The organism is Mycobacteroides abscessus ATCC 19977, assembly GCF_000069185.1.
GTDB classification, from domain to species: Bacteria; Actinomycetota; Actinomycetes; order Mycobacteriales; family Mycobacteriaceae; genus Mycobacterium; species Mycobacterium abscessus.
In genome coordinates, this window is record NC_010397.1 from 3,503,275 (window position 1) to 3,524,401 (window position 21,127).

24 protein-coding genes and 1 other RNA gene are annotated in these 21,127 nt (G+C 62.9%); 12 read left to right on the top strand and 13 right to left on the bottom strand.

The genetic code is table 11. From position 1 onward, the window contains the following. Window positions 1-62 precede the first annotated feature (62 nt). Entirely contained in the window at window positions 63-539 is a 477-nt protein-coding gene (locus MAB_RS17545) for a nucleoside deaminase (protein WP_005081117.1), read from the top strand. Window positions 540-551: 12 nt separating this feature from the next. On the opposite strand, the gene MAB_RS17550 is transcribed toward MAB_RS17545, so the two are convergent. The 3 genes from MAB_RS17550 to MAB_RS17560 all read right to left on the bottom strand — a co-directional run bounded on the left by MAB_RS17550 (window position 552) and on the right by MAB_RS17560 (window position 3,325). Continuing rightward, entirely contained in the window at window positions 552-2,132 is a 1,581-nt protein-coding gene (locus tag MAB_RS17550) for an LCP family protein (protein WP_005094182.1), read from the bottom strand. A 118-nt stretch (window positions 2,133-2,250) separates the two neighbouring features. Next, entirely contained in the window at window positions 2,251-2,688 is a 438-nt protein-coding gene (locus tag MAB_RS17555; protein ID WP_005081112.1) for a nitroreductase family deazaflavin-dependent oxidoreductase, read from the bottom strand. 19 nt (window positions 2,689-2,707) lie between these two features. Continuing rightward, complete coding sequence (locus tag MAB_RS17560; RefSeq protein ID WP_005115373.1) at window positions 2,708-3,325, bottom strand: TetR/AcrR family transcriptional regulator; 618 nt, start codon at window positions 3,323-3,325, stop codon at window positions 2,708-2,710. A gap of 57 nt (window positions 3,326-3,382) precedes the next feature. Here MAB_RS17560 and MAB_RS17565 point away from each other — a divergent pair, with 57 nt between their 5' ends. The 3 genes from MAB_RS17565 to MAB_RS17575 all read left to right on the top strand — a co-directional run bounded on the left by MAB_RS17565 (window position 3,383) and on the right by MAB_RS17575 (window position 5,156). Beyond that, the gene (locus MAB_RS17565; protein WP_005081106.1) at window positions 3,383-4,027 is read left to right on the top strand and encodes an O-methyltransferase; all 645 of its coding nucleotides are present in this window, start codon (window positions 3,383-3,385) and stop codon (window positions 4,025-4,027) included. Between the two features lie 98 nt (window positions 4,028-4,125). Continuing rightward, complete coding sequence (locus MAB_RS17570; RefSeq protein WP_005056481.1) at window positions 4,126-4,482, top strand: hypothetical protein; 357 nt, start codon at window positions 4,126-4,128, stop codon at window positions 4,480-4,482. A gap of 212 nt (window positions 4,483-4,694) precedes the next feature. Next, complete coding sequence (locus MAB_RS17575; protein WP_005081099.1) at window positions 4,695-5,156, top strand: STAS domain-containing protein; 462 nt, start codon at window positions 4,695-4,697, stop codon at window positions 5,154-5,156. 10 nt (window positions 5,157-5,166) lie between these two features. Here the strand turns inward: MAB_RS17575 and MAB_RS17580 are convergent, their stop codons facing one another. Both MAB_RS17580 and MAB_RS17585 read right to left on the bottom strand, forming a co-directional pair. Next, window positions 5,167-5,316 (bottom strand): hypothetical protein, encoded by a 150-nt coding sequence (locus tag MAB_RS17580; protein WP_005056477.1) that lies wholly within the window; start codon window positions 5,314-5,316, stop codon window positions 5,167-5,169. Between the two features lie 294 nt (window positions 5,317-5,610). Beyond that, window positions 5,611-6,063 (bottom strand): Hsp20/alpha crystallin family protein, encoded by a 453-nt coding sequence (locus MAB_RS17585; RefSeq protein ID WP_005094204.1) that lies wholly within the window; start codon window positions 6,061-6,063, stop codon window positions 5,611-5,613. Between the two features lie 111 nt (window positions 6,064-6,174). Here MAB_RS17585 and MAB_RS17590 point away from each other — a divergent pair, with 111 nt between their 5' ends. After that, entirely contained in the window at window positions 6,175-6,546 is a 372-nt protein-coding gene (locus tag MAB_RS17590) for a MerR family transcriptional regulator (RefSeq protein WP_005097123.1), read from the top strand. Between the two features lie 95 nt (window positions 6,547-6,641). Further along, entirely contained in the window at window positions 6,642-6,998 is a 357-nt protein-coding gene (locus MAB_RS17595) for an NUDIX hydrolase (RefSeq protein ID WP_225580818.1), read from the top strand. A gap of 32 nt (window positions 6,999-7,030) precedes the next feature. Here MAB_RS17595 and MAB_RS17600 read toward each other — a convergent pair whose 3' ends face one another. Continuing rightward, window positions 7,031-8,674, bottom strand: coding sequence for an acetolactate synthase large subunit (locus MAB_RS17600; RefSeq protein ID WP_032668525.1), 1,644 nt, complete (start codon window positions 8,672-8,674; stop codon window positions 7,031-7,033). Window positions 8,675-8,703: 29 nt separating this feature from the next. Between MAB_RS17600 and MAB_RS17605 the strand changes: the two genes are divergently transcribed. Further along, window positions 8,704-10,077: an NADP-dependent succinic semialdehyde dehydrogenase gene (locus tag MAB_RS17605; RefSeq protein WP_005081095.1), complete on the top strand. Its 1,374-nt coding sequence runs from the start codon at window positions 8,704-8,706 to the stop codon at window positions 10,075-10,077. 52 nt (window positions 10,078-10,129) lie between these two features. Here MAB_RS17605 and ssrA read toward each other — a convergent pair. After that, window positions 10,130-10,498: a transfer-messenger RNA gene (ssrA, locus tag MAB_RS17610) on the bottom strand. A gap of 123 nt (window positions 10,499-10,621) precedes the next feature. On the opposite strand from ssrA, the gene MAB_RS17615 reads away from it, so the two are divergent. Next, the gene (locus MAB_RS17615; RefSeq protein ID WP_005090499.1) at window positions 10,622-11,191 is read left to right on the top strand and encodes a hypothetical protein; all 570 of its coding nucleotides are present in this window, start codon (window positions 10,622-10,624) and stop codon (window positions 11,189-11,191) included. Window positions 11,192-11,276: 85 nt separating this feature from the next. Here MAB_RS17615 and smpB read toward each other — a convergent pair whose 3' ends face one another. Genes smpB through ftsE form a run of 3 tightly spaced genes read right to left on the bottom strand, consistent with a single transcriptional unit; the run spans window position 11,277 to window position 13,357 of the window. Next, a complete protein-coding gene (gene smpB / locus MAB_RS17620) occupies window positions 11,277-11,756 on the bottom strand; it encodes an SsrA-binding protein SmpB (protein ID WP_005056461.1) in 480 nt (159 codons plus the stop codon). Further along, window positions 11,753-12,655 (bottom strand): permease-like cell division protein FtsX, encoded by a 903-nt coding sequence (gene ftsX / locus MAB_RS17625; protein ID WP_005056458.1) that lies wholly within the window; start codon window positions 12,653-12,655, stop codon window positions 11,753-11,755. Before ftsX ends, smpB begins: the two co-directional genes overlap by 4 nt. 12 nt (window positions 12,656-12,667) lie before the next feature. After that, window positions 12,668-13,357: a cell division ATP-binding protein FtsE gene (ftsE, locus tag MAB_RS17630; RefSeq protein ID WP_005056454.1), complete on the bottom strand. Its 690-nt coding sequence runs from the start codon at window positions 13,355-13,357 to the stop codon at window positions 12,668-12,670. Between the two features lie 155 nt (window positions 13,358-13,512). Here ftsE and MAB_RS17635 point away from each other — a divergent pair, with 155 nt between their 5' ends. Further along, the gene (locus MAB_RS17635; protein WP_005081065.1) at window positions 13,513-13,752 is read left to right on the top strand and encodes a hypothetical protein; all 240 of its coding nucleotides are present in this window, start codon (window positions 13,513-13,515) and stop codon (window positions 13,750-13,752) included. A gap of 124 nt (window positions 13,753-13,876) precedes the next feature. Here MAB_RS17635 and MAB_RS17640 read toward each other — a convergent pair whose 3' ends face one another. Genes MAB_RS17640 through MAB_RS17650 form a run of 3 tightly spaced genes read right to left on the bottom strand, consistent with a single transcriptional unit; the run spans window position 13,877 to window position 16,965 of the window. Next, the gene (locus MAB_RS17640) at window positions 13,877-14,929 is read right to left on the bottom strand and encodes a mechanosensitive ion channel family protein (RefSeq protein ID WP_005081063.1); all 1,053 of its coding nucleotides are present in this window, start codon (window positions 14,927-14,929) and stop codon (window positions 13,877-13,879) included. Further along, window positions 14,922-16,025, bottom strand: coding sequence for a peptide chain release factor 2 (prfB, locus tag MAB_RS17645; RefSeq protein WP_005056447.1), 1,104 nt, complete (start codon window positions 16,023-16,025; stop codon window positions 14,922-14,924). Before prfB ends, MAB_RS17640 begins: the two co-directional genes overlap by 8 nt. Before the next feature lie 49 nt (window positions 16,026-16,074). Beyond that, window positions 16,075-16,965 carry an IclR family transcriptional regulator gene (locus tag MAB_RS17650; protein WP_005094214.1) on the bottom strand — a complete coding sequence of 297 codons (891 nt, stop codon included), beginning with the start codon at window positions 16,963-16,965 and terminating at the stop codon, window positions 16,075-16,077. Between the two features lie 113 nt (window positions 16,966-17,078). On the opposite strand from MAB_RS17650, the gene MAB_RS17655 reads away from it, so the two are divergent. The 3 genes from MAB_RS17655 (at window position 17,079) to MAB_RS17665 (ending at window position 21,086) form a co-directional block, all read left to right on the top strand. Next, on the top strand, window positions 17,079-17,744 hold the full coding sequence (locus tag MAB_RS17655) for a Rossmann-fold NAD(P)-binding domain-containing protein (RefSeq protein ID WP_005081060.1): 666 nt from the start codon (window positions 17,079-17,081) through the stop codon (window positions 17,742-17,744). A gap of 86 nt (window positions 17,745-17,830) precedes the next feature. Next, on the top strand, window positions 17,831-19,579 hold the full coding sequence (locus MAB_RS17660) for an acyl-CoA dehydrogenase family protein (protein WP_005111838.1): 1,749 nt from the start codon (window positions 17,831-17,833) through the stop codon (window positions 19,577-19,579). A gap of 145 nt (window positions 19,580-19,724) precedes the next feature. Continuing rightward, entirely contained in the window at window positions 19,725-21,086 is a 1,362-nt protein-coding gene (locus MAB_RS17665; RefSeq protein ID WP_005111840.1) for an FAD-dependent oxidoreductase, read from the top strand. Window positions 21,087-21,127 lie beyond the last annotated feature (41 nt).

Sequence of the window (21,127 nt, forward strand, 5' to 3'; positions counted from 1 at the left end):
ATGCCTGATAGCGGGCTTGCCCACCGGCAACAGCCAACCCCTAAAGCTACGATAGGGCGACGATGGACGACAACGATATCCAACATCTGCGCCGCTGCGTTGAGCTTGCCACCGAGGCACTCGATGCCGGTGACGAGCCCTTCGGCTCGCTGCTCACCGGGCCCGATGGGGCCGTACTGGCCGAGGATCGCAATCGCGTTGGCGCAGGCGACCCGACGCGTCATCCCGAATTCGAACTCGCGCGATGGTCCGTGCGGAATCTGTCGCCCACCGACCGCGCACTGTCGACGGTGTATACCTCCGGAGAGCATTGCCCGATGTGCTCGGCGGCGCATGCATGGGTAGGCCTGGGACGCATCGTGTATGCCAGCTCCTCGGCCCAGCTCACGCAGTGGCTCACCGAGCTCGGCGCGCCACCCAGCCCCGTGGCCTCGCTGTCCATCAACGAGGTGGCTCCCGGTGTCCAGACCGACGGTCCCGCACCAGATCTCGCGGAAGATGTGCGCGCCCTGCATGTCCGATTCCTCGGGGATGCATGATCGGCACACAAGTCACTTGACGCAGGGAATGCCGTTCGCGGTGAGCTGACTCAGATCGGTGGGTGCCGGCGCTTGCACGCCGGTCCCCGTCGCCGCGACCGCGGTCATCTTGTCGGCGGGGTCGGCTTCCCCTGACGAGCCGCCCTTGGCACCACCGCTGTGATGCGCGATGTAGTTGTCCACGGGGAACTGCGATCCCACGGTCAGCTGCACGGTTCCGGGTGCAACCGCGCCGGATTCCGTCATGGGCAGGTGCAGCTGATCGGCAAGCGCCTGCGCACCCTCTTGCGCGTCCTCGCCGTACATGATGGAACTCTCGGTGGACTGGGTCTCCGCTGTCGATGCCCGACCACGCGTGAATCCTCTGGCGGTAAAAGCATCCTCGACTGCGGCAGCCAACCCGTCGCGCGATGTCGCGTTGACGACATTGAGCACCACGGGCGTGGACAGCGCTGGCGGCGCGGACGCCGCGGCGGCGCTCGGTGCCTCGGGTACGGGATCTGAGGAGAAACGGTCGTGGACAATCTGCCGGATCGTCGGCAGATCGACGATATTGACGTCCGAGCCGTTGGAATCGGCACCGAAGTCGGAGATGGGCAACGTGTAGAAAGATGTCGGCCGCTTGGTCAATTCCGAGGCACGCGCAGCGAAATCAACAATGTTCAGTCCGGAATCGATCGCGACGTTTTCATGCGCGACATTGAGGATGTTGCGTATCGCAGCGGGATTCGACATTGCTCCCCCCTGACGCACCGCGGCGAGCAGCGATACCAGAAATGCCTGCTGACGACGGGTGCGGTCCATATCGGTGAACGAACCGTCGTTTTCGTCCCGGCGCTGCCGGACGAAAGCCATCGCTTGCGATGCGTCGATCTGTTGAACACCTTCATGGAAGTTGGCGCCGGAGAACTCATCGATCGTGTCGTGGTTGAGGCAGACCGCGATCGGCTGCACGGTCTTGGCGATCTGAAAGAACGCGGCGAGCGTCACTTCGACGAAGTGATCGATCTGCACACCCAGGAATTCACTCACCGTGTCAATCTGGGCCTTGCGCCCCGCCTCCCGCGCCGCCTGTTCGCGGGCGGTCAGATCTTTGGCACCGGCAGCATCGGCGCTGCCGTTCGCCTGGGCGTCCAACGCCTGCTGGTAGGCAAATCCATAGGCCTGCTTGACCTTGCCCTTGCACACCGAGCCGGGGCAGCCGACAAGATTGACATAATCGTCTCGCGGGATCGACACCGCACTGATGGGGCCGCCGTTGCCGGGAATGTGGACCACGATCAACACATTCGCGTTGTAACCGCCCGATGTCTCATCACCGGCGTGCAATGCGTCGTACATATCCTGCGGCAACGGCTGCCCGTTCTGATCAAGCCTGCTATCTAGCCCCATGAGCAGAATGTTTTGGTCTTGCCCCACCGGAGTGAGCACACCCGGAAGCACATGCGAGGTGATGATCTGACCCACCGCCGTGTTGTATCCGGCCCAGCCAAAGCCCGTGATGGCCATGACAAACGCGGCGACCGCACCGACAACCATGCGGCCCTTCGACAGCACCCAGCGCTGTGACTGGCCAGAATCCGGTCTGCTCATAACAATTGACCATTGTTCTGTACCAGTCGACAAAAACCCGACAAGCTGGCACCGCAATTTCCGGCGCGTCCTGCTAGCCGCGGCTGTGAAGTCCTTGTGAATCCAGCTGTCGCACCCGCTAATCCACGCGCGTCAGGCCCAGCACCGGGATCACTCGAGTCGTCTTACGTTCGTACTCCGCGAAATTTTCGAACTTGCCCGCCTGCCGCGCATAGATTCGGTCTCGCTCCTGCCCCACCACGTCACGAACTGACACCCGGAAGCGATCGTCGCCGATCTCGACTTCGACTCGATCCGGATGGGCAAGTGCGTTGTAGTACCAGGCAGAGCTCGTATCCCGCCCGTTGTTGGAGGCGAAGACATAGAATTCGCCGCCTTCTCCTCCCGGCTGGTAGGCCATGGGGTTTTGACGCGGCTGGCCCGACTTTGCACCGACGGTATGCAGAATCAACATGTCGAACTGGGCAAAGAATCCACTGGCTCTGCCCGTTTCACGGATCTCCGACATGACATTGGCATGGAAATCATGGGGGTCTGTCTCGGTCATAATCACCATAATGTCAATCGAGCTGACATTATTCCCGGCGGCGCAAGAAATCCTCGACAATCCTGTCAACAAACGCGGCGTCGACCGTCTCCCCCGTGACGATCACGCGGTAATACAACGGTGCCACCAGCTGCTCGGCCACATGAGCGACATCCACGTCAGCCGGCAATTCTCCGCGCGCCACCGCGCGCGCAATCGGAATCTGATCTCGGGCCTGCTGCTCGCGCAGGTATCGCCCACGGAAGTCGTCCGCGAGCTGCCCATCGTGCTGCGACTGGCCAATCAGGGCCCGGAACACCGCACCGGCATCGTCGGCCGCCAGAAACTGCGCAGTCGCACTCAGGTGGTGCCGCAGGTCCGCCTCAAGCCCACCGAGGTCGGGTGGATCCAATTGACACGCGGCATCTTCGAGGAAGACATCCATCAGGACATCCACCTTCGAACTCCACCAGCGATAGACGGTCTGCTTGGCGACACCGGCCGCCTTCGCAATCCCTTCCATGGTGACTCCGGCATAACCCCTGGCTACCAGCAGGTCGTCGGCCGCGTGCAGGACCGCTTCACGCGCGGCCTCGCTGCGGCCATGCCGGTTTCCGAAATGACGGCGTGGCGTGTCGACCTCACCAGGTCCGACCGTCTCATTCATAGGGTGCATCGAATCACCACCCTAGATTAGACGAGACGTTGCGTCTATTCTAGGCTCATGACCGCAACACTCCATGAACCCAAATTCGCCGCCATCATCGATCGGCTCTTCCGAAACGCCGCGAATGACCCCATCCCCACGGACCGCGACACCTTCCACAAGAAATCCGTCGAGGAGCGCATCGAGCTGTTCGAGAACATCTACGTACCTGTAGCACCCGACGCGGGGCGGCTGCTCTACAGCTTGGTCCGTGCGATCAAGCCGAGGACCATCGTCGAATACGGTCTGTCCTACGGAATCTCTACCTTGCATTCGGCCGCCGCCGTTCGAGACAACGGTTTTGGCCGCATCATCACCACCGAGATGAACACGGCAAAAATCGCCGCGTCGCGAGCGACCTTCGCCGAGGCTGGGGTGTCGGACCTGATCACCATCCTGGAGGGCGACGCGAGGGAGACCCTAAAAACCATTGACAGCCCGATAGACTTTCTACTGTTGGACGGCTGGCCCGACCTGGACCTGACGATCCTGAATATTGTGGAAGACAAGCTTGCTCCGGGGGCGCTCGTCATTGCCGATAACGTCGGATTCGAAAGCAGCAAGCCATATTTGGAGTACGTCCGTAACCCAGAAAACGGCTATGTGAGCGTGGCTTCTCCGATCGGGGAATGTATGGAGCTCAGCACCAGTTGCAAAAAATGACCTATATCCGACGAATGTGAACACAGCACTGGCGGCGGTCGTCTCGCCAAAGTCTCCCGCCGCCAGTGCCTTCAGAACCACTCCAAGGAAGGTGTGGCATGTCTAAATCTACCCTCGGACTATCGGCGGCGGCGTGTACTTCGGTTGCGTTGCTGTGTGCGGCACCTGCGGTAGCAGGCCCCAAATCGCCCCAAACCCCCAGCGAGCTCGGTGCCGAGTTCCAATCGCAAGGCTATAAGGTTCAGTACGAGCGAATTGGTAACTGCGCCTTGGATAGCGGATCGGTGGTCGGCACACGGATCGGACCTGCCGTGTGGGCAGATACCACTACACAGACCAAGGCAGGCGGCGGTGTGGGCGACGGCGCCGGTACCCGCGGGGGTGTCACGTGGTCCCACGACATCGATCACCAGATCGCCTACATCACGGTGGCATGCAAACGCCCGGCGAAATGAGCGGCGTGCCCGCTCACTAGTCAGCAGGGCTTGCCTAAATTCGTTGCGCGCATGGCCCTGTCGAGCTAAATTCGTGTTGGTTGAGTTCACAGCCACACGGGGTCGTCAGCACTCAGTGAAGCGCCGAGCTTGACGATGACAGGTTCATACCGCGCAGGCGACCCCGGAAATCGGAAAGCAAGTATTGGTTTTCGGATGATGGAGCTAGCAAAATGTGTGTGGAATCTGATCCGCGTCGCGGCATATCCTTCTCGCTCGTGCCGTACGCCAGCTCAACAGGGCGATTCACGACGCAATGGCATCGGGACCAGGTGGTGGCCATCGCCGCCTGCGGCGATCTCGACGCGACCAACGCGGGGTGCTTTGTTGAGTACGCACTACGCCACATCGATGAAAAACACGCCTTGGTTCTGGATCTGCGTAAGCTGGAATTTCTTGGTACAGAGGGCTTCTTGGCGCTAAAGACCGTGTGGAGCTACGCACACCAAAGAGCAATCGATTGCACGGTGCTCCCTAGTGCGGCGGTCGACCGGCTACTGGAAATAGGCGATCCCGAGTGCACTGTTTCCACGGCGGACTCACTCAGGGAAGTGCTGAATCGCCTGGCCCTTCCCCCGACCAGCAACAGCGACAATTATGAATCCGCGATGGGACCACCGCGGCTAGCCGGCTAAGGCCGGCATTTCATGACGACCGTCGCGATGATCCGAAGTCCGTTCCGTACGCCTCCGACAACACGTCGGCGAGTTCATCGATCGCCGGCTGTTCGATGGGCGAGCGTTCGGTTTGAGACGACGTCATCGGCTCGCGCGGCCTGCCCTCAGGAATTGCCATTGCCCGCTCCTTGGCCACCCCATCCGCCACTCGAATGGTTAGGACGCAAGTACCCACGGCGCGCGCGGATAAACGCCGTACGGCCACTCGGCCATTCCACACCCGTCGGCGGTCGCCGGTCCACGTAGCACCTGCACTCGGCTACGCGGACCGGCGACATACCAACCGGGCCACCGGGCCGCTCGGTGTTCCGTACATCCGATGCCCCGGGTCGCCGGGCCGTGGCATCCGCTGGGCACGCTCCAGAATCCGCCCGGATCCTAGTTGGCCGAGCCGGAGACCGTGGCCGGCCAATCAGGCACTGATTTTCCCTCTTGCGGAATCGTTTTCGCCCTCGATCACCACGGCATCGGCTGGACGATCCACCACGATCTTGCGCGGCTTGGCTTTCTCCGCCACCGGGATACGCAGCCGCAGGACGCCGTTTCGGTAATCCGCGGCTATCTTCTCCGTATCCAAGTTGTCCCCGAGCACAAGTTGACGCGAGAACACCCCACGAGCGCGTTCACTGGCGAGCATTTCTCTCCCCGGGTCCACCGGCGCGCGCTCGGCGCGCACCGTGACCACGTTGTGTTCGATGTCGAGATCAAGCGACTCGCCTGAAATCCCGGGCAGATCGAACTCGACAATGAACTCGTTGCCGTCTCGCCACGCGTCCATAGGCATGAGCGCAGGGCGAGCCGCAGTACCCAACACCTGTTGCGTGAAACGGTCCAGATCCCGGAACGGATCGGTACGCATCAGCATGGTGGCCACCTCCACACATCCTTTCGTCAGTATCTGAACGTCAGCCGCCTGATAATCTATGTCAGACGACACAGATATTTATATAACACCGAGAGAGATTAAGATCAAGCAGTGGTGCCAGAAGACGTCTTGTACCCCAGCGGCAGCCCCGTTCCCCGGCTGGAGGGACCTCGGCCGCCGGAGTTGCCTGCGCCGGAAAAGGGCGTGTACGGCATTTCCGTCGCCGCCGAGCTTTCCGGAGCTGCCACCCAGTCTCTGCGGCTATGGGAGCGTCATGGGCTGCTGGCGCCCTCACGGACTGAGGGCGGTACACGCCGCTACAGCCCGGAAGATCTCATCCGTATCCGCCGCATAACTACCCTCGTGGCGGCAGGCGTCAACATCGCCGGCATCGCATTCATCCTCGAGCTGGAGGACGACAACACGGCCCTACGCGCCGCCGTCTACGACCAACAGCGCCGACACAGCGACACCGATAGATAGGTTCACACGGCTTCTATGCTGACGGCGTGAGCACGAGCGAAACCATGCCGACGATCCGGGTCAGTGCCGTAGTCCTACGGGACGACCGCGGTGCGGTGCTGACCGTACGGAAGCGCGGCAGTACCAGGTTCATGCTGCCCGGTGGCAAGCCTGATCGCGGCGAAAACGCCGCACAGACCGCCGTGCGCGAAGTTTGCGAGGAGCTCTCGGTACATCTGGAACCATCGGCCCTGCGACCGCTGGGAGTCTTCCGGGCCGCGGCGGCAAACGAACCCGGATTCGAGGTCGAGTCAACGGTCTTCGAGCATCCGTCCGTAACGGTCAGCCAACCGGCCGCCGAGATCGAAGAACTCCGCTGGCAGTCGCTCGACGAGCCCTATCCCACAGACCTGGCGCCGCTGCTGGCCGAACACGTGCTTCCCATCCTGTCTGGAAACCGGCCGCGGCCATAGCCGCACGGGATTCGGGTGATCGCAAGCAGCTGCTACAAAGTCGCGTCCAGTTGCCCCAGCCGATCGGTGAGCCTCAGATTCTCCGAGTAGTCGACCGGGCAGGCGATCAGCGAGACACCGCCATCGTCAAGCGCCGCTTGCAGCGTCGGCAGCAATTGGTCGGCCGCGGTGATGCGATAGCCCTTGGCTCCGAAGCTCTCGGCGTAGGACACGATGTCGGGATTGGTGAACGACACGTGGTGGTGTTCCCCGAGTTCGAGGTCCATCTTCCACTCGATGAGCCCGTAGCCGCCGTCCTCCCAGATCAAAACCACCAGCGGGATGCGCTCTCGTACGGCAGTCTCGATCTCCTGTGAGTTCATCAGGAAGGCGCCATCGCCGGCGACCGCCAACACCTTCGTATCGGGGCGGGCCAACTTGACGCCCAGCGCTCCAGGCAGTGCGAAACCCATGGTGGACAGCCCATTAGAGACAAGGCAGGTATTGGGCTCATAGGTCGGGTAAAGACGCGCCATCCACATCTTGGTGGCACCGGTATCGACAAGCACGACGTCGCTGCGGCCCAGCGCTGCCCGGATGTCGGCCACGATCCGCTGCGGCGCCATGGGGAAACGTGAATCCTGTTGTCCCCGAGTAAATTCCTCGGCGAGCAGAGCGGATCCCGGAGCTGCGGCGCAGTCGAAACGATGCCCAGCGAGGGCATCGGTGAGCGCGTTCACCGAAGCGCTGATATCACCGATGATTCCCACCGACACCGAATAGTGGGCGTCGACTTCGGCCGGGAACCTATGGAGATGGATGATCTGCTTGTCGCCATGCGGGTTGATCCGCACCGGGTCGAACTCTTGCAGCTCATACCCCACCGCAACAATCACGTCGGCGTGCTCAAAGCCGAAATTGGCGTAGTCACGCCGCATAAAGCCGACCGTCCCCATGCTGTTCGGATGGTCATCGGGCATCGCACCCTTACCGTGGAAGGTGTTGGCCACCGGCACACCGAGCTCCTCGGAGAACCGAATCAATGCCGCCGTCGCACCTCCACGAGCGGCGCCGTGACCGGCAAGTAGCACCGGCCGATGCGCCCTCCGCAGGATGTCAACCGCGCGCTGTACTTGACCGGCCATCGGCGCTTCGGGGTGTACCACATTACGCGGCAATGGGTTCAGCTCATAGTTCGCACCGTCTGCGTCGATGTTCTCGGGCACTGCCAGAAATACGGCCGCCGGCCGTTCGGTCTCGGCAAGCTTGAAGGCCTTGCGGAACATCTCCGGGATGGCCCGGGCGGTAGGAACGCCATCCGCCCACCGGGTGATCGGACGGAACATGGCCACCAGGTCCACGTATTGATGCGATTCTTTGTAAGCCCGATCCTGGCCGACCTGGGCGGCGATCGCGACCAAAGGTGTGCTGTTCGTCGACGCGTCGGCGACTCCCAGCTGTAGGTTGATCGCCCCAGGACCCAACGTGGCGGACACCACCCCGGCACGCCCGGTGACCCGGCCATACATTTCCGCCATGAACGCCGCGCCCTGCTCGTGACGGGTCAGAATGTAGCGGATGTCCGATGCCGCGAGCGCCTGGATAAACCGGATGTTCTCTTCCCCCGGTATTCCGAAGACCACAGAAACGCCCTCGTTCTCCAAACACTTCACCATTAATTGGGCAGCTGTGCTCATCTTTCCTACGGTAGTGGCACGCTGGAGACATGCCTATCGCAACGATCAACCCGGCCACCGGAGAGACGATCAAGACTTTTACAGCGGCGTCCGACGCGGAAATCGACGCGGCCATCGGACGCGCACATGACCGCTTCAGGCAGTACCGCACAACGAGTTTCTCCGACAGAGCCGCCTGGGCGCTATCCACCGCCGATCTCTTAGAGGCAGAGGCCGATGATGTCGCCGCCCTGATGACGCTGGAAATGGGTAAGACCTTGGCCTCGGCCAAGGCCGAGGTCCTCAAGTGCGCCAAGGGATTCCGATTCTATGCCGAGAACGCCGAGGCCATGCTCGCCCCGGAACCGGCCGATGCATCTGCTGTGAACGCGTCACAGGCCTATGCCCAGTACCAGCCCCTTGGGGTGGTACTGGCGGTGATGCCGTGGAATTTCCCCTTGTGGCAGGCGGTGAGGTTTGCGGCGCCCGCACTCATGGCAGGCAACGTAGGCCTGCTCAAGCACGCGTCGAACGTCCCACAGTCCGCCTTGTACCTCGCCGACGTGATCGCTCGCGGAGGCTTCCCCGAGGGCTGCTTCCAGACGCTGCTGGTGCCCTCGAGTGCGGTCGAACGGATTCTGCGTGACCCACGAGTAGCGGCCGCCACACTCACCGGAAGCGAGCCGGCGGGTCGATCCGTGGCCGCGATTGCCGGTGATGAGGTGAAACCCACCGTCCTGGAGCTCGGTGGTAGCGACCCGTTTATCGTGATGCCCTCGGCGGACCTTGAGCAGGCCGTCTCGACCGCGGTCACCGCCAGAGTCCAAAACAACGGTCAATCCTGCATCGCCGCGAAGAGATTCATCGCCCATCGCGATATCTACGACGATTTTCTATCCAGGTTTGTCGAGAAAATGGCCGCCCTACGCGTCGGCGACCCCACGGACCCGGCCACCGATGTCGGACCGCTGGCCACCGAGCAGGGCCGTGACGAGGTCGACAAGCAGGTCCAGCAGGCCGTCGCGGCCGGTGCCAGCATCCGCTGCGGCGGTACCCGACCGGACGGCCCGGGGTGGTACTACCCGCCGACCGTCATCACCGATATCACCAAGAACATGCCGATATTCGGTGAAGAGGTGTTCGGCCCGGTTGCCTCGGTATACCGCGCAACCGACATCGAGGAAGCAATAGAGGTTGCCAACGCCACGTCGTTCGGACTTGGCGCCAATGCCTGGACACGCGAGACAGCAGAGCAACAACGGTTCATCAATGAGCTCGATGCCGGCCAGGTCTTCATCAACGGCATGACGGTGTCCTATCCGGAAGTCCCGTTCGGCGGCATCAAACGCTCCGGATACGGCCGCGAGCTCTCGGCCCACGGCATCCGTGAGTTCTGCAATATCAAGACGGTCTGGATCGCCTGAATCGGCAGGCGGCGCAACAGAAGACCCCCCGAACATTCGGGGGGTCTTCTTATTGTGGAGCTGCCGGGAATTGAACCCGGGTCCAACGGCCCTTCATTAAGGCTTCTCCGTGCGCAGTTCGCTATGCCTCTACTTGGATCTCTCGGTCCCGCGAACAAGCCGAGATGACGATCCCAGCCGCTGTTTGATGTCCCGGTGGCCTCCGCGGCCGAAGCCACCGGTTGATCCCGCTAGCTGATGCCAGGGTCCGGGCCGCGGGAGGTCCCGGTCTGACAGACACGCAGTCGCTTAGGCAGCGAGTGCGTAGTCGCGCTGATGAGAATCGGCGCTTAATTGGTTGCAATGACGCTTACGGTGGTCTCTTGCCTGCACCGGCACGCTTCCCTTAAGTCGAGACTCGCTGTCGAAACCGTTCAGCCCCGTCACCCCACCGACCTTCGGTGGGACACTCCATCCTACCGCCAGATATCGATGAAGCCACCGAATTACCTACCCGTGCCACGGTAGCGTCAGCCAGACGTCGCCAAACTTCGGGAGTAATCACATGCGCATGCTGCTGATCACCTGTGTAGCCGTTGCGGCGGGTGCCACCACCTTCGCTGGTCAGGCGGCCGCGGACCCGCCGCCGCCCAACCTTGACGGCTACACCGCGGTCGAGGCCACCGCCTTTGAGACCTACTCCGCCTATGCCACCTCCGGTGTGCAGTTCCTCACCCCCGACGGTCTGCACTGCCGCATCACGGCCAACTCCCGTGCCACCGGCGTCGACGGCGCGTGCTGGGGCAAGCTCCCCGGCGTCTCGGGAGACGAGAACCTCGCCACGGTGTCGCTGACCACCTCGACCGCCAGCCTTACCCATATGCCCGACCTGGGCCAGCAGGAAATCGTCGCCCGGCCCGACGCATCACCGGCCGGCCCCGCGGCCATCGACCCCAGCATGTATCGGCCGCTCTCACCGGGGCAGAAGATCACCTACGGCCTCAAGGCCACCGACAAGGTGATCACCTGCGCCGTCGGTGAACAGCGCGAGACAACGTGCATATTGCCCAACAACTTCACCGGTGACGGTCCACACGGATTCGTGCTGTCCCCCACCGGCAGTCGCGCCTTCTAGCTAGCGCCGAAACCGACGTTGTGACGGAAACGTGCGAGACGAAACCGCTAAAGGTTGCTTTCGACGAGTGCCCGCGTAAACCGGGTCACATGCCTTTGGCGCGGCGTCCCAGCTCACGGGTGATCTCACGCGAAGCGTCCCGTTTGGCGATGTCCTGACGCTTGTCGTGAGCCTGCTTACCCCGCGCCAGCGCCAACTCCACCTTGACCTTGCCGTCCAGGAAGTACAGCGACAGCGGTACCAGGGTCAGATTGCCGTCGCGGGTCTTGCCGACCAGCATGTCGATCTGCGCCCTGTGCAACAACAGTTTCCGGTTCCGCAGCGGAGCGTGATTGGTCCAGGTGCCGTGGTCGTATTGCGGGATATGCACGCCGCGCAACCACACCTCGCCGTCATCGACGGTGGCGAAGGCATCGACCAGCGATGCCTTGCCCTCGCGCAGTGTCTTGACCTCGGTGCCCACCAACTGCACCCCGGCCTCATACACATCGATGATCGAATAGTTGTGTCGTGCCTTGCGATTGGTCGCGATGACTTTTCGTCCGTCGGCCGGTTTCTTACTCATCGCCGCACATACAGACGCAAAGTCACGTAGGCGGTCACACCGGCCAGCAGGATGCCCAGCGCCGCCATCTGTATGGCCGCGAGGAACACATCGCCGTAGGTGATGGGCGCTACCAAGTTGGCCTGAATGAACTGCTGCAGCGCTCCATTGAGGATGGTCACCCGCGCGATGATCAGGCCGATGACGGCCAGCGCCACACCGGCGAGAGCCGCGATGACCGCCTCCAAAAGGAACGGCAATTGCGTGTACCAGCGCGTGGCGCCCACCAGACGCATGATGCCGACTTCGGTACGCCGGGTATACGCGGCCACCTGAACCATGTTGGCAATCAACAGGACCGCACCCACCGCCTGAATCAGCGCGATCATGAACGCCGCATCCCGCAAGCTGTCCAGGACCGCGAACAGCCGGTCGATGAGGTCCTTCTGGTTGAGCACGCCCCGGACGCCGGGCTTGCCCACAAAGGCCTCATCGAAATCGGCATGCTTTTCGGGGTCTTTGAGCTTGACGATGAAGGAGGCCGGGAACGCGTCCTTGCTCACGTCCTTCATCAGATCCTGGAACTGCGGCAGCCGCCGGCCGGCGTCCGCGTAGGCATCCTCGCGGTTCACGAAACGCACCGACTTGATATCGGAACGCTTTTCGATCTCGTCGCGCAGACCCTTACAGATGTCGCTGCTGCAAGTGGTGTCGGTGGCCGACAGATCTTCGGTGAGGAAGATCTGGGTCTCGACGCGGTCCAGGTAGATGGCCTTCGAGTTCTTGGCCAGTGATATGACCAACAGGCCACCACCGAACAGGCCGATGGCGATGGCGGTGGTGATGATCATCGCCACCGTCATCGTCACATTACGACGCAGGCCGGTGACGACCTCGTTGAACAGAAATCCAAAACGCATGTTCTATTCCACTTACCTATCTACCCCGTAGACACCGCGCTGCTCGTCGCGGATCAGTTTGCCCAGTTCCAGCTCGATCACGCGCTGACGCATCGAATCGACGATGTGATGGTCGTGCGTTGCCATCAGCACGGTGGTACCGGTGCGGTTGATCCGCTCCAGCAGCGCCATGATGTCCTCACTGGTTTCGGGGTCCAGGTTTCCGGTCGGCTCGTCGGCCAGCAGCACCAGCGGACGGTTGACGAACGCGCGCGCGATACCGACGCGCTGCTGCTCACCACCGGACAGCTCCGACGGCAACCGGCTGGCCTTTCCGGTCAGGTTCACCATCTCCAACACCTCCGGAACGACCCGGTTGATGATGTCGGTCTGCTTGCCGATCACCTCAAGCGCGAAGGCGACGTTTTCATACACCGTCTTCTGCTGTAGCAACCGGAAGTCCTGGAAAACACAGCCGATCGTCTGGCGCAGATGCGGGATTTCCCGGCCTCGCAGCTTGTTGACGTGGAACTTGGAGACCTGAACGTCCCCCTTGGTGGGCAGCTCCTCGGCCAGCAGCAGCCGCATGAACGTCGACTTCCCCGAACCCGAAGGCCCGATGAGGAACACAAACTCGCCCTTGTCGATCTCGAGGCTCACGTTGTCCAACGCGGGCCGAGCCGACGATTTATAGAGCTTGGTTACCTTGTCGAGGCTGATCACGGCACGCCAGTCTAGCCGGGAAAGCCGTGATAACCGTGAGGGCGCACTACGGCGCGGGGTTCTGTCCGGGCGGAGGAGGCGCGCCCGGCATCGGCGGCAGTTGCGGAAGCTGCGGCGGAACCAACCACGGCGGCACTATCCCCGGTGGCGCAGGTGTGGTCGTGGTCGGGGGTGTCGGCGCCGTACCGCTCGGGGTCAAGGTCGGGAACGTGGTGACGATCGTGTTCGTCTGCTCGGTCGTCGTCGTGGTCGTGGTGGGCGGCGTGGTCGTCGTCCGGCGCCGCGTTGTGGTCGGCACGGGCTGTTGCGTCGTCGTCGTGACACTGGGCTTCGGCACCCAGGTGTACCCCGGCGGCGGCTGCGGCGGTGCAGGCTCCGGCCGGGTGATGTCGTAAAGCCAGCTCGTCGCGATGAAGGCGAGGACAAGGACGACGGTCGACGTCCTGAACCGGATTTTTTTGCGAAGTTTCTTGGCGCGGGACAGGGCCATCTCCCAGAACGGCTCGTGGCGAGGTTCACTCATGTGAGCTCCTCTGCCTGCACGATCGGCTGTGGCTTGGTGTCGACGCCTTCCTCTTCACGTTTAACTTCATCGCGTTTGGCGTCTTCGCGCTTGCCCTCCCGTTTGAGCTCGCCGGAACCCGACGACGACATGGTCCGCACCGTCGGTCGACTGTCCCCGACCAACGCGACACCCGCCTTCGCCAGCGCGGCGATCACCTTGGCACGCAGGCGGCGGCCCACCTCAAACTGCTTGCCGGGCAGGGTGCGCGCCACCATGCGCACATTGACGCGGTCCACCTCGATGCTCTCCACGCCCATCAGTGACGGGGCGTCAAGCAGCAGCTGCGAGAGATCACGATCCACCAGCGCCTGCTGGCAGACGTCGTACAGCACGTCGTTGACCCGGGCCAGATCCACGCTCGTCGGCACCGGGATGTCCACCACCGCACGGGCCCAGTCCTTGGACAGGTTGACCGCCTTGACGATGAGCCCGTTGGGGATTGTGATCACCTCACCATCACCTGAACGCAGCTTGGTGACACGCAGGGTGACTTCCTCGACGGTTCCCCGGGATTCGGTGGTTTGGCCCTGCACATACAACTCCACCAGATCACCAAAGCCGTACTGCTTTTCGGTGATGAGAAAGAATCCGCTCAACAAATCCTGGACCACGCGCTGCGCGCCGAAACCGAGCGCACCACCGAGCACCGCGGCCGGACCCGCCAATCCGCCCACCGAAATCCCCAGCACCCCAACGACATGCACGGTGGTAAGAACGACCACCAGCACCACGATGATCCAGGAAATTACCGAGGCCAGCGCCTGCCGGTGCTTACTGGCCTCCGAACGCACCAGCGCGTCGCTCTGCGTAAACGAGCGATCCAACCGGCGGGTGATCTTCTGCGCGCCCCAGTTGATGAAGCGGACCAGGATCATCGCACCCAAAATCGCGATGACGATCTGCAAACCGTTATCGAGCAGCCAACGACCAATCTGGCTGGACCAGAAGGAGTTCCAGCGTTCGGCCAGCCGCAGCCCGCCCGCGCTGAATTCGGCCGCTCTAATCATCGCGCCTGTTGCGCCACCGGATCCCCGCCTCGATGAATCCGTCGATGTCCCCGTCGAGCACCGCCGCGGGATTACCCACCTCGTACTCGGTGCGAAGGTCCTTGACCATCTGGTACGGCTGCAACACATAGGAGCGCATCTGCGTGCCCCATGAGCTACCGCCGTCCCCCTTCAGCGCATCCATCTCGGCGCGCTCCTCCTGCCGCTTGCGTTCCAGCAGCCGGGCCTGCAGCACGCGCATCGCGGCCACCTTGTTCTGCAACTGCGACTTCTCGTTCTGGCAGGTGACGACGATGCCGGTCGGGATGTGCGTAAGACGAACCGCCGAGTCGGTGGTGTTCACCGACTGGCCGCCCGGCCCACTCGATCGATAGACGTCAACGCGCAGATCGCCTTCGGGAATGTCGATGTGGTCGGTCGTCTCCACCACGGGAAGCACCTCGACATCGGCAAACGAGGTCTGCCGCCGGCTTTGGTTGTCGAACGGGCTGATGCGTACCAGGCGGTGCGTGCCCTGCTCCACCGACAGTGTGCCGTAGGCAAAGGGAGCGTGCACGGCGAAGGTCGCGCTCTTGATGCCCGCCTCTTCGGCATAGGAGGTGTCGAAGACCTCGACCGGGTACTTGTGCGCCTCGGCCCAGCGGATGTACATCCGCATGAGCATTTCGGCCCAGTCGGCGGCGTCGACACCGCCGGCGCCCGAGCGGATGGTGACCACGGCCTCGCGCTCGTCGTACTCCCCGGACAGCAGCGTCCGGACCTCCATGGCTTCGATGTCCTCGCGCAGCTTGACGCGTTCGGCATCCGCCTCGGCCACCACCGAGTTGTCTTCGCTTTCTTCGGCAAGCTCGTAAAGCACCGGCAGATCGTCGAGGCGACTCCGCAGCTCCTCGACCCGGCGCAGCTCACCCTGCGCGTGGGAGAGCTGACTCGTCACCTGCTGGCCGCGGGCCTGGTCGTCCCACAGGTTGGGGTCGGCGGCGGCCTCCTCCAGCGTCTTGATCCGGGCACGCAGGCCGTCGACGTCGAGCACCCGCTCCACCGTGGTGAGGGTCGTGTCGAGGTCAGCGATGTCGGCTTGGCAGTCCAGATCCACAACAGTTCAGGTTACCGGTCATACGCCCGGTCCCATGTCCACCTGACGGCTATGTGCCGGAGCCCTGCCTGCCATGGGTGATCGAGGTGATGTGATCGGCACAGAATCGCAGCTGATTGCCCGCATGCGCGACCTCGGCTTCGGTGAGCCGATTCGGCGTCCCCAGCACGCTGAGCATCACCGAAACCTCGCCATTGCCATCGAAGACGGGTGCCCCCAGGAAGCCGATGCGCCGCGGCTCGCTGAAGTCGATGGGTTCGCCCATACGGGCCAACAAAGTGGCCAGCATCGACTGGATGGTGTCGAGCCGCTCGTGAACGGTCCCGTGAGCGGCCGTATCGCCCAGCTGCATATAGAACTTGTCCACACGATCGCTCTGCACGGACGCGAAGTAGCCCTGCCGCCGAATGTCGGCCAGCATGGCCTGCATCCCGTCCCACAGCTCGTCGGTGATCACCGGTGTCGCTCGCAGCAACCAGCGCCGCACACCGTCGTCCGGTGCCCAGGCCATGAACACCAGGCCGGCAGGCGCGCTGAGCCTGATTCGCTGCCCCACCTGATAGCTGGCGCCGGTCGGCGAGCGGCCGTGTGAGGCGATGACGGCGACGTCCTCGCCCGCGATCATCGATGCCGTGCAGGCCGTCCCGAATTGAGATGCCAGCCGCTGCACTTCGGCGTTCACCACATCGGCGACCTCAAATCGCATTCGCGCGGCATGGCCGGTGATCAGCATGGCCGGACCGATCGAATATGTCTTGTGCCGGGGATGCCGGACGATATACCCCGCTTCGGTGAGCGCCTGAAGTATCGCCAGAGTGGACGCGGGATTGACACCGACGGCCTCGGCGATTTCGGTCATCGACAGCGGCAGAGTAGGGCGTCCCGCCAGATGATCGAGGATCTGCGCCGCACGCACGACGGCAGGCGCGGGCTTGGTCATTTACCCCCCGATCCGACCGCCTGGCTGCTAATATTCCGTCGAATTTGATATATCGAATTTCAACAAGAAATACAATAGCCGACTACCTAGCTACCCTGGGGGTCCCGCCCGACATGTATTCCTTTGGCAAGCAGCTAGCCGCGCTACCACGATCACAGTACGGCCCCTGGGCGGTCATCGCCGCCGGGGACACTGACACCGCAACCGCATTCGCGCGCCATATCGCCGCGAACGGAATCAACATCGTCCTGGCAGCACACGGCGGACGGGCCGACGCGTACACGCTGACCATGACCGCCGGCGTGAGCGTCCGCACCACGTCACCCGACGTCTTCAACGGCGAACTCGCCGCAGCAACCGACGATATCGAGGTAGGCCTGCTGGTGTGCATCACCGACGAAGATGCCGGCGGCAGCCGCTTCGGCGAATCCGACCTCAATCGATTGCGAACGCTCTATTTGACCCACCGCTTCGGGCAGCGAATCGCCAGCCGCGGCGAGGGTGCGGTGATCATGGTTAAATCGCTTGCTGCACAATCTATTTCGAACAGCTCTCTGACAGGCAATGCCGATTCGGCCTTTACGACGGGCATCCACGATGGGCTACATCAGCAGGGCGTCGAGGTGGTCCTGCTGGACGACTTTGTTCCACACCGCCCCGCCATGGATGCCGACGATCTCTCCCTCATGGCCCTTGCCCGGCTCGGGCGCCGGCGCCACCGCCACTGTTCCCACGAAAATGAATTGACCACTCCCCCGCCCGTACTCAGGGCCAACTGACTGCCAGCACCGGCCCCTCTTGTGCATGCGGTGTTCAAATCCCCGTCCCTCCCTATCCAAACTGACGCGGTGGTAGGTTCCTGACCGTGAGTCAGGATACGAACGCCGCCCCCAAGACCGAACTGCTTCACCCCACTGCCGACGACTTCGCCGAATTCGATGGCGAAACGCGTCGGCTCCTCAAGGCAACCGTCGATTGGTTTGAGGAGCGCGGAAAGACGCGACTCCTCCAGGACTACGTCGACAAGGTCTTCTACCAGGACTTCTTGGACTTCGCGGGGCGCGAAAAGCTGTTCGCGACATTCCTGACCCCCGCCGCCGACGGCGCTGGCAACACCGAAAAGCGCTGGGACACCGCGCGGGTGGCCAAGCTCTCGGAAATCCTCGGCTTCTACGGCCTGAACTACTGGTACCCGTGGCAGGTCACCGTGCTGGGTCTGGGCCCGGTGTGGCAGAGCGCCAACACCGATCCGCGCAAGCGCGCCGCCGACTTACTCGACGGCGGAGCGGTCGCAGCGTTCGGCCTGTCGGAACAGGCCCACGGCGCCGATATCTACTCGTCCGACTTGGTGCTGACCCCCGTAGACAGCAGCGAAGGTGGCGGCTACAAGGCATCGGGCCGCAAGTACTACATCGGCAACGGCAACTGCGCCCGCATCGTTTCGGTGTTCGGCCGGGTGCAGGGCCGCGATGGACTCGATCAGTACGTGTTCTTCCTCGCCGATAGTGAGCACCCCAACTACCGGGTGATCAAGAACGTGGTGCCCTCGCAGATGTACGTCGCCGAGTTCGAACTCGATGAGTACCCGGTCAGCGAGGACGACATCTTGCACGTCGGTGCCGACGCCTTCAGCGCCGCATTGAACACCGTCAACATCGGCAAGTTCAACCTGTGCTTCGGCGGCATCGGCCTGTCCACACACGCCTTCTACGAATCAATCACCCACGCCCACAACAGGATTCTGTACGGCAATCCGGTGACCAAGTTCGACCATGTGCGCCGTGAATTCGTCGACGCGTATGCCCGCCTGCTGGCGATGAAGCTCTTCAGCGAGCGCGCAGTGGACTACTTCCGCACCGCAAGCGCCGACGATCGCCGCTACCTGCTGTTCAACCCCGTCACCAAGATGAAGGCCACCACGGAGGCCGAGAAGGTGCTGGCGCTGCTGGCCGACGTGATGTCGGCGAAGGCATTCGAGGCCGAGAGCTACACGACCGCCGCGCGCATTGACGTGGCCGGGCTGCCCAAGCTTGAAGGCACCGTCGCGGTGAACCTGGCGCTGATCCTCAAGTTCATGCCCGCCTATCTGCATGATGCCCAGGACCTTCCGGTGCCCGGAGTCCAACTGCAGCCCGGCGACGACGAGTTCCTGTTCGATCAGGGTCCGGCCAGTGGCCTGGGCAAGGTCCGCTTCCACGACTGGCGCAAGCCGTTCGCGGACAACGCCGACATCCCCAACGTCGCCGCCTTCACCCAGCGCGCCGAGGCATTGGCGACCCTCGTGGCCAACGAGCGGGACGCGATCAAGAACGCCGGCCTGGACCTTCAGCTGAGCATCGGCGAGCTGTTCACCCTGGTGGTGTACGGCGGCCTGATCCTGGAGCAGGCGCAACTGCGCGGCACCGACTCCGCACTGATCGACCAGATCTTCGAGTTCCTCAACCGGGACTTCTCTGTCTACGCGGTCGACCTGTTGGGCAAGCGGGAGGCCACGGCCAGCCAGCGCCAGTGGGCAAAGGCAGTCATTTCAGAACCGGTATTCAATTCCGAACGCTTCGACGAGATTTGGAACCGGGTCGAGGCGCTGTCCGGCGCATACGAAATGCGGGCCTAGTCCGCAGGTCTACCCGCGCACCCTCGGATCCGTCGCTAGCATCGGTGGGGTAACCCGCCCGTACAGGACCGCGGCCAGCCCCCTGTCGGCCAGCCCATAGCCGACGACAGCCGCCGCCCTGGCGGGCAGATAAGGATGTACGAGGGTGCGCGCCGTTCACGTCGCCATCGTCGGTGCTGGCCCCTCGGGGTTCTTCGCCGCCGGATCGCTGCTCAAACACACCGATTTCGACGTCCACGTGGACATGCTCGAAATGCTGCCCACCCCTTGGGGTTTAGTTCGATCCGGGGTAGCGCCGGATCACCCCAAGATCAAGTCGGTCAGCGCGGTATTCGAGAAGACAGCCGCGCACCCGCGTTTCCGATTCTTCGGAAACATCGAGGTGGGAGCGAAGATTACCGCCGAGGAACTGGCGTCGCGTTACGACGCCGTGATCTACGCGGTCGGCGCCCAATCCGACAAGCCCCTGGGCATCCCGGGCGACCAATTGTCCGGATGCATCGCGGCCGTCGACGTGGTGGGTTGGTACAACGCGAACCCCACCTACCAGAAGGTGTCGGTGGACCTGTCCGGAGAGCGGGCCGTGGTTGTCGGTAATGGCAATGTGGCACTGGACGTGGCGCGCATCCTCGGTATGGATCCAGAATCACTGCATACCACCGACATCGCCGATCGTGCACTGGATTCCTTGGACCACAATGCGATCCGCGAGGTTGTGATCATCGGGCGGCGTGGACCGCTGCAGGCGACCTTCACCCCGCTGGAGCTGCGCGAGATGGGCGAACTGCCCGGCGTCGACGTCGTGGTAGATCCCGAGGATCTGGCCGATATCACCGACGAACAGCTGGCCGCCGCGCCCAAGCCCACCCGCACCAACATCGAGACCTTGCGCAAGTTCTCGGAGCGGCCACACACAGAGGGCCATCGCAGAGTGGTGTTCCGATTCCGCACCTCCCCCATCGAGCTGCACAGCGACAGCGCCGGCGTGGGCGTGGTCGAGTCAATCACTGTGGGCCGCAACAAATTAGTCGAGGAAGACGGATACGTCGTCGCCCATGACACCGGCGAAAGGCAGACACTGCCCACACACCTGGTGGTACGCGCCATCGGGTATCGGGGGGTCCCGGTACCCGGATTGCCGTTCGACTCCCGGCGCGGGGTAATCCTCAACGAGGCCGGGCGCATACAGGGCCGGGACAACGAGTACGTGGTGGGCTGGATCAAGCGTGGGCCGGTCGGCGTCATCGGGACCAACAAGAGCGACTCGCAGGAGACTGTTGACACCCTGCTCGCCGATCTGGCAACTGCCGAATTGCGAGACGCACCCGATGTCGCGGCCCTAGAAGAATGGCTCCTGGGGCACGAGCCCCACATCGTGTCCCAGTCCGACTGGCTGACCATCGATTCCCATGAGCGCGCCACCGGTGAACCACAGGGACGTCCCCGCGTAAAACTCGAAACGGTCCCCGACCTGCTTGCCGCGACCGGACGGCACGGCGAGCCGTGAGGCGCATCCTTCCTTAGTATTTCCTTATAGATCTCTTAATT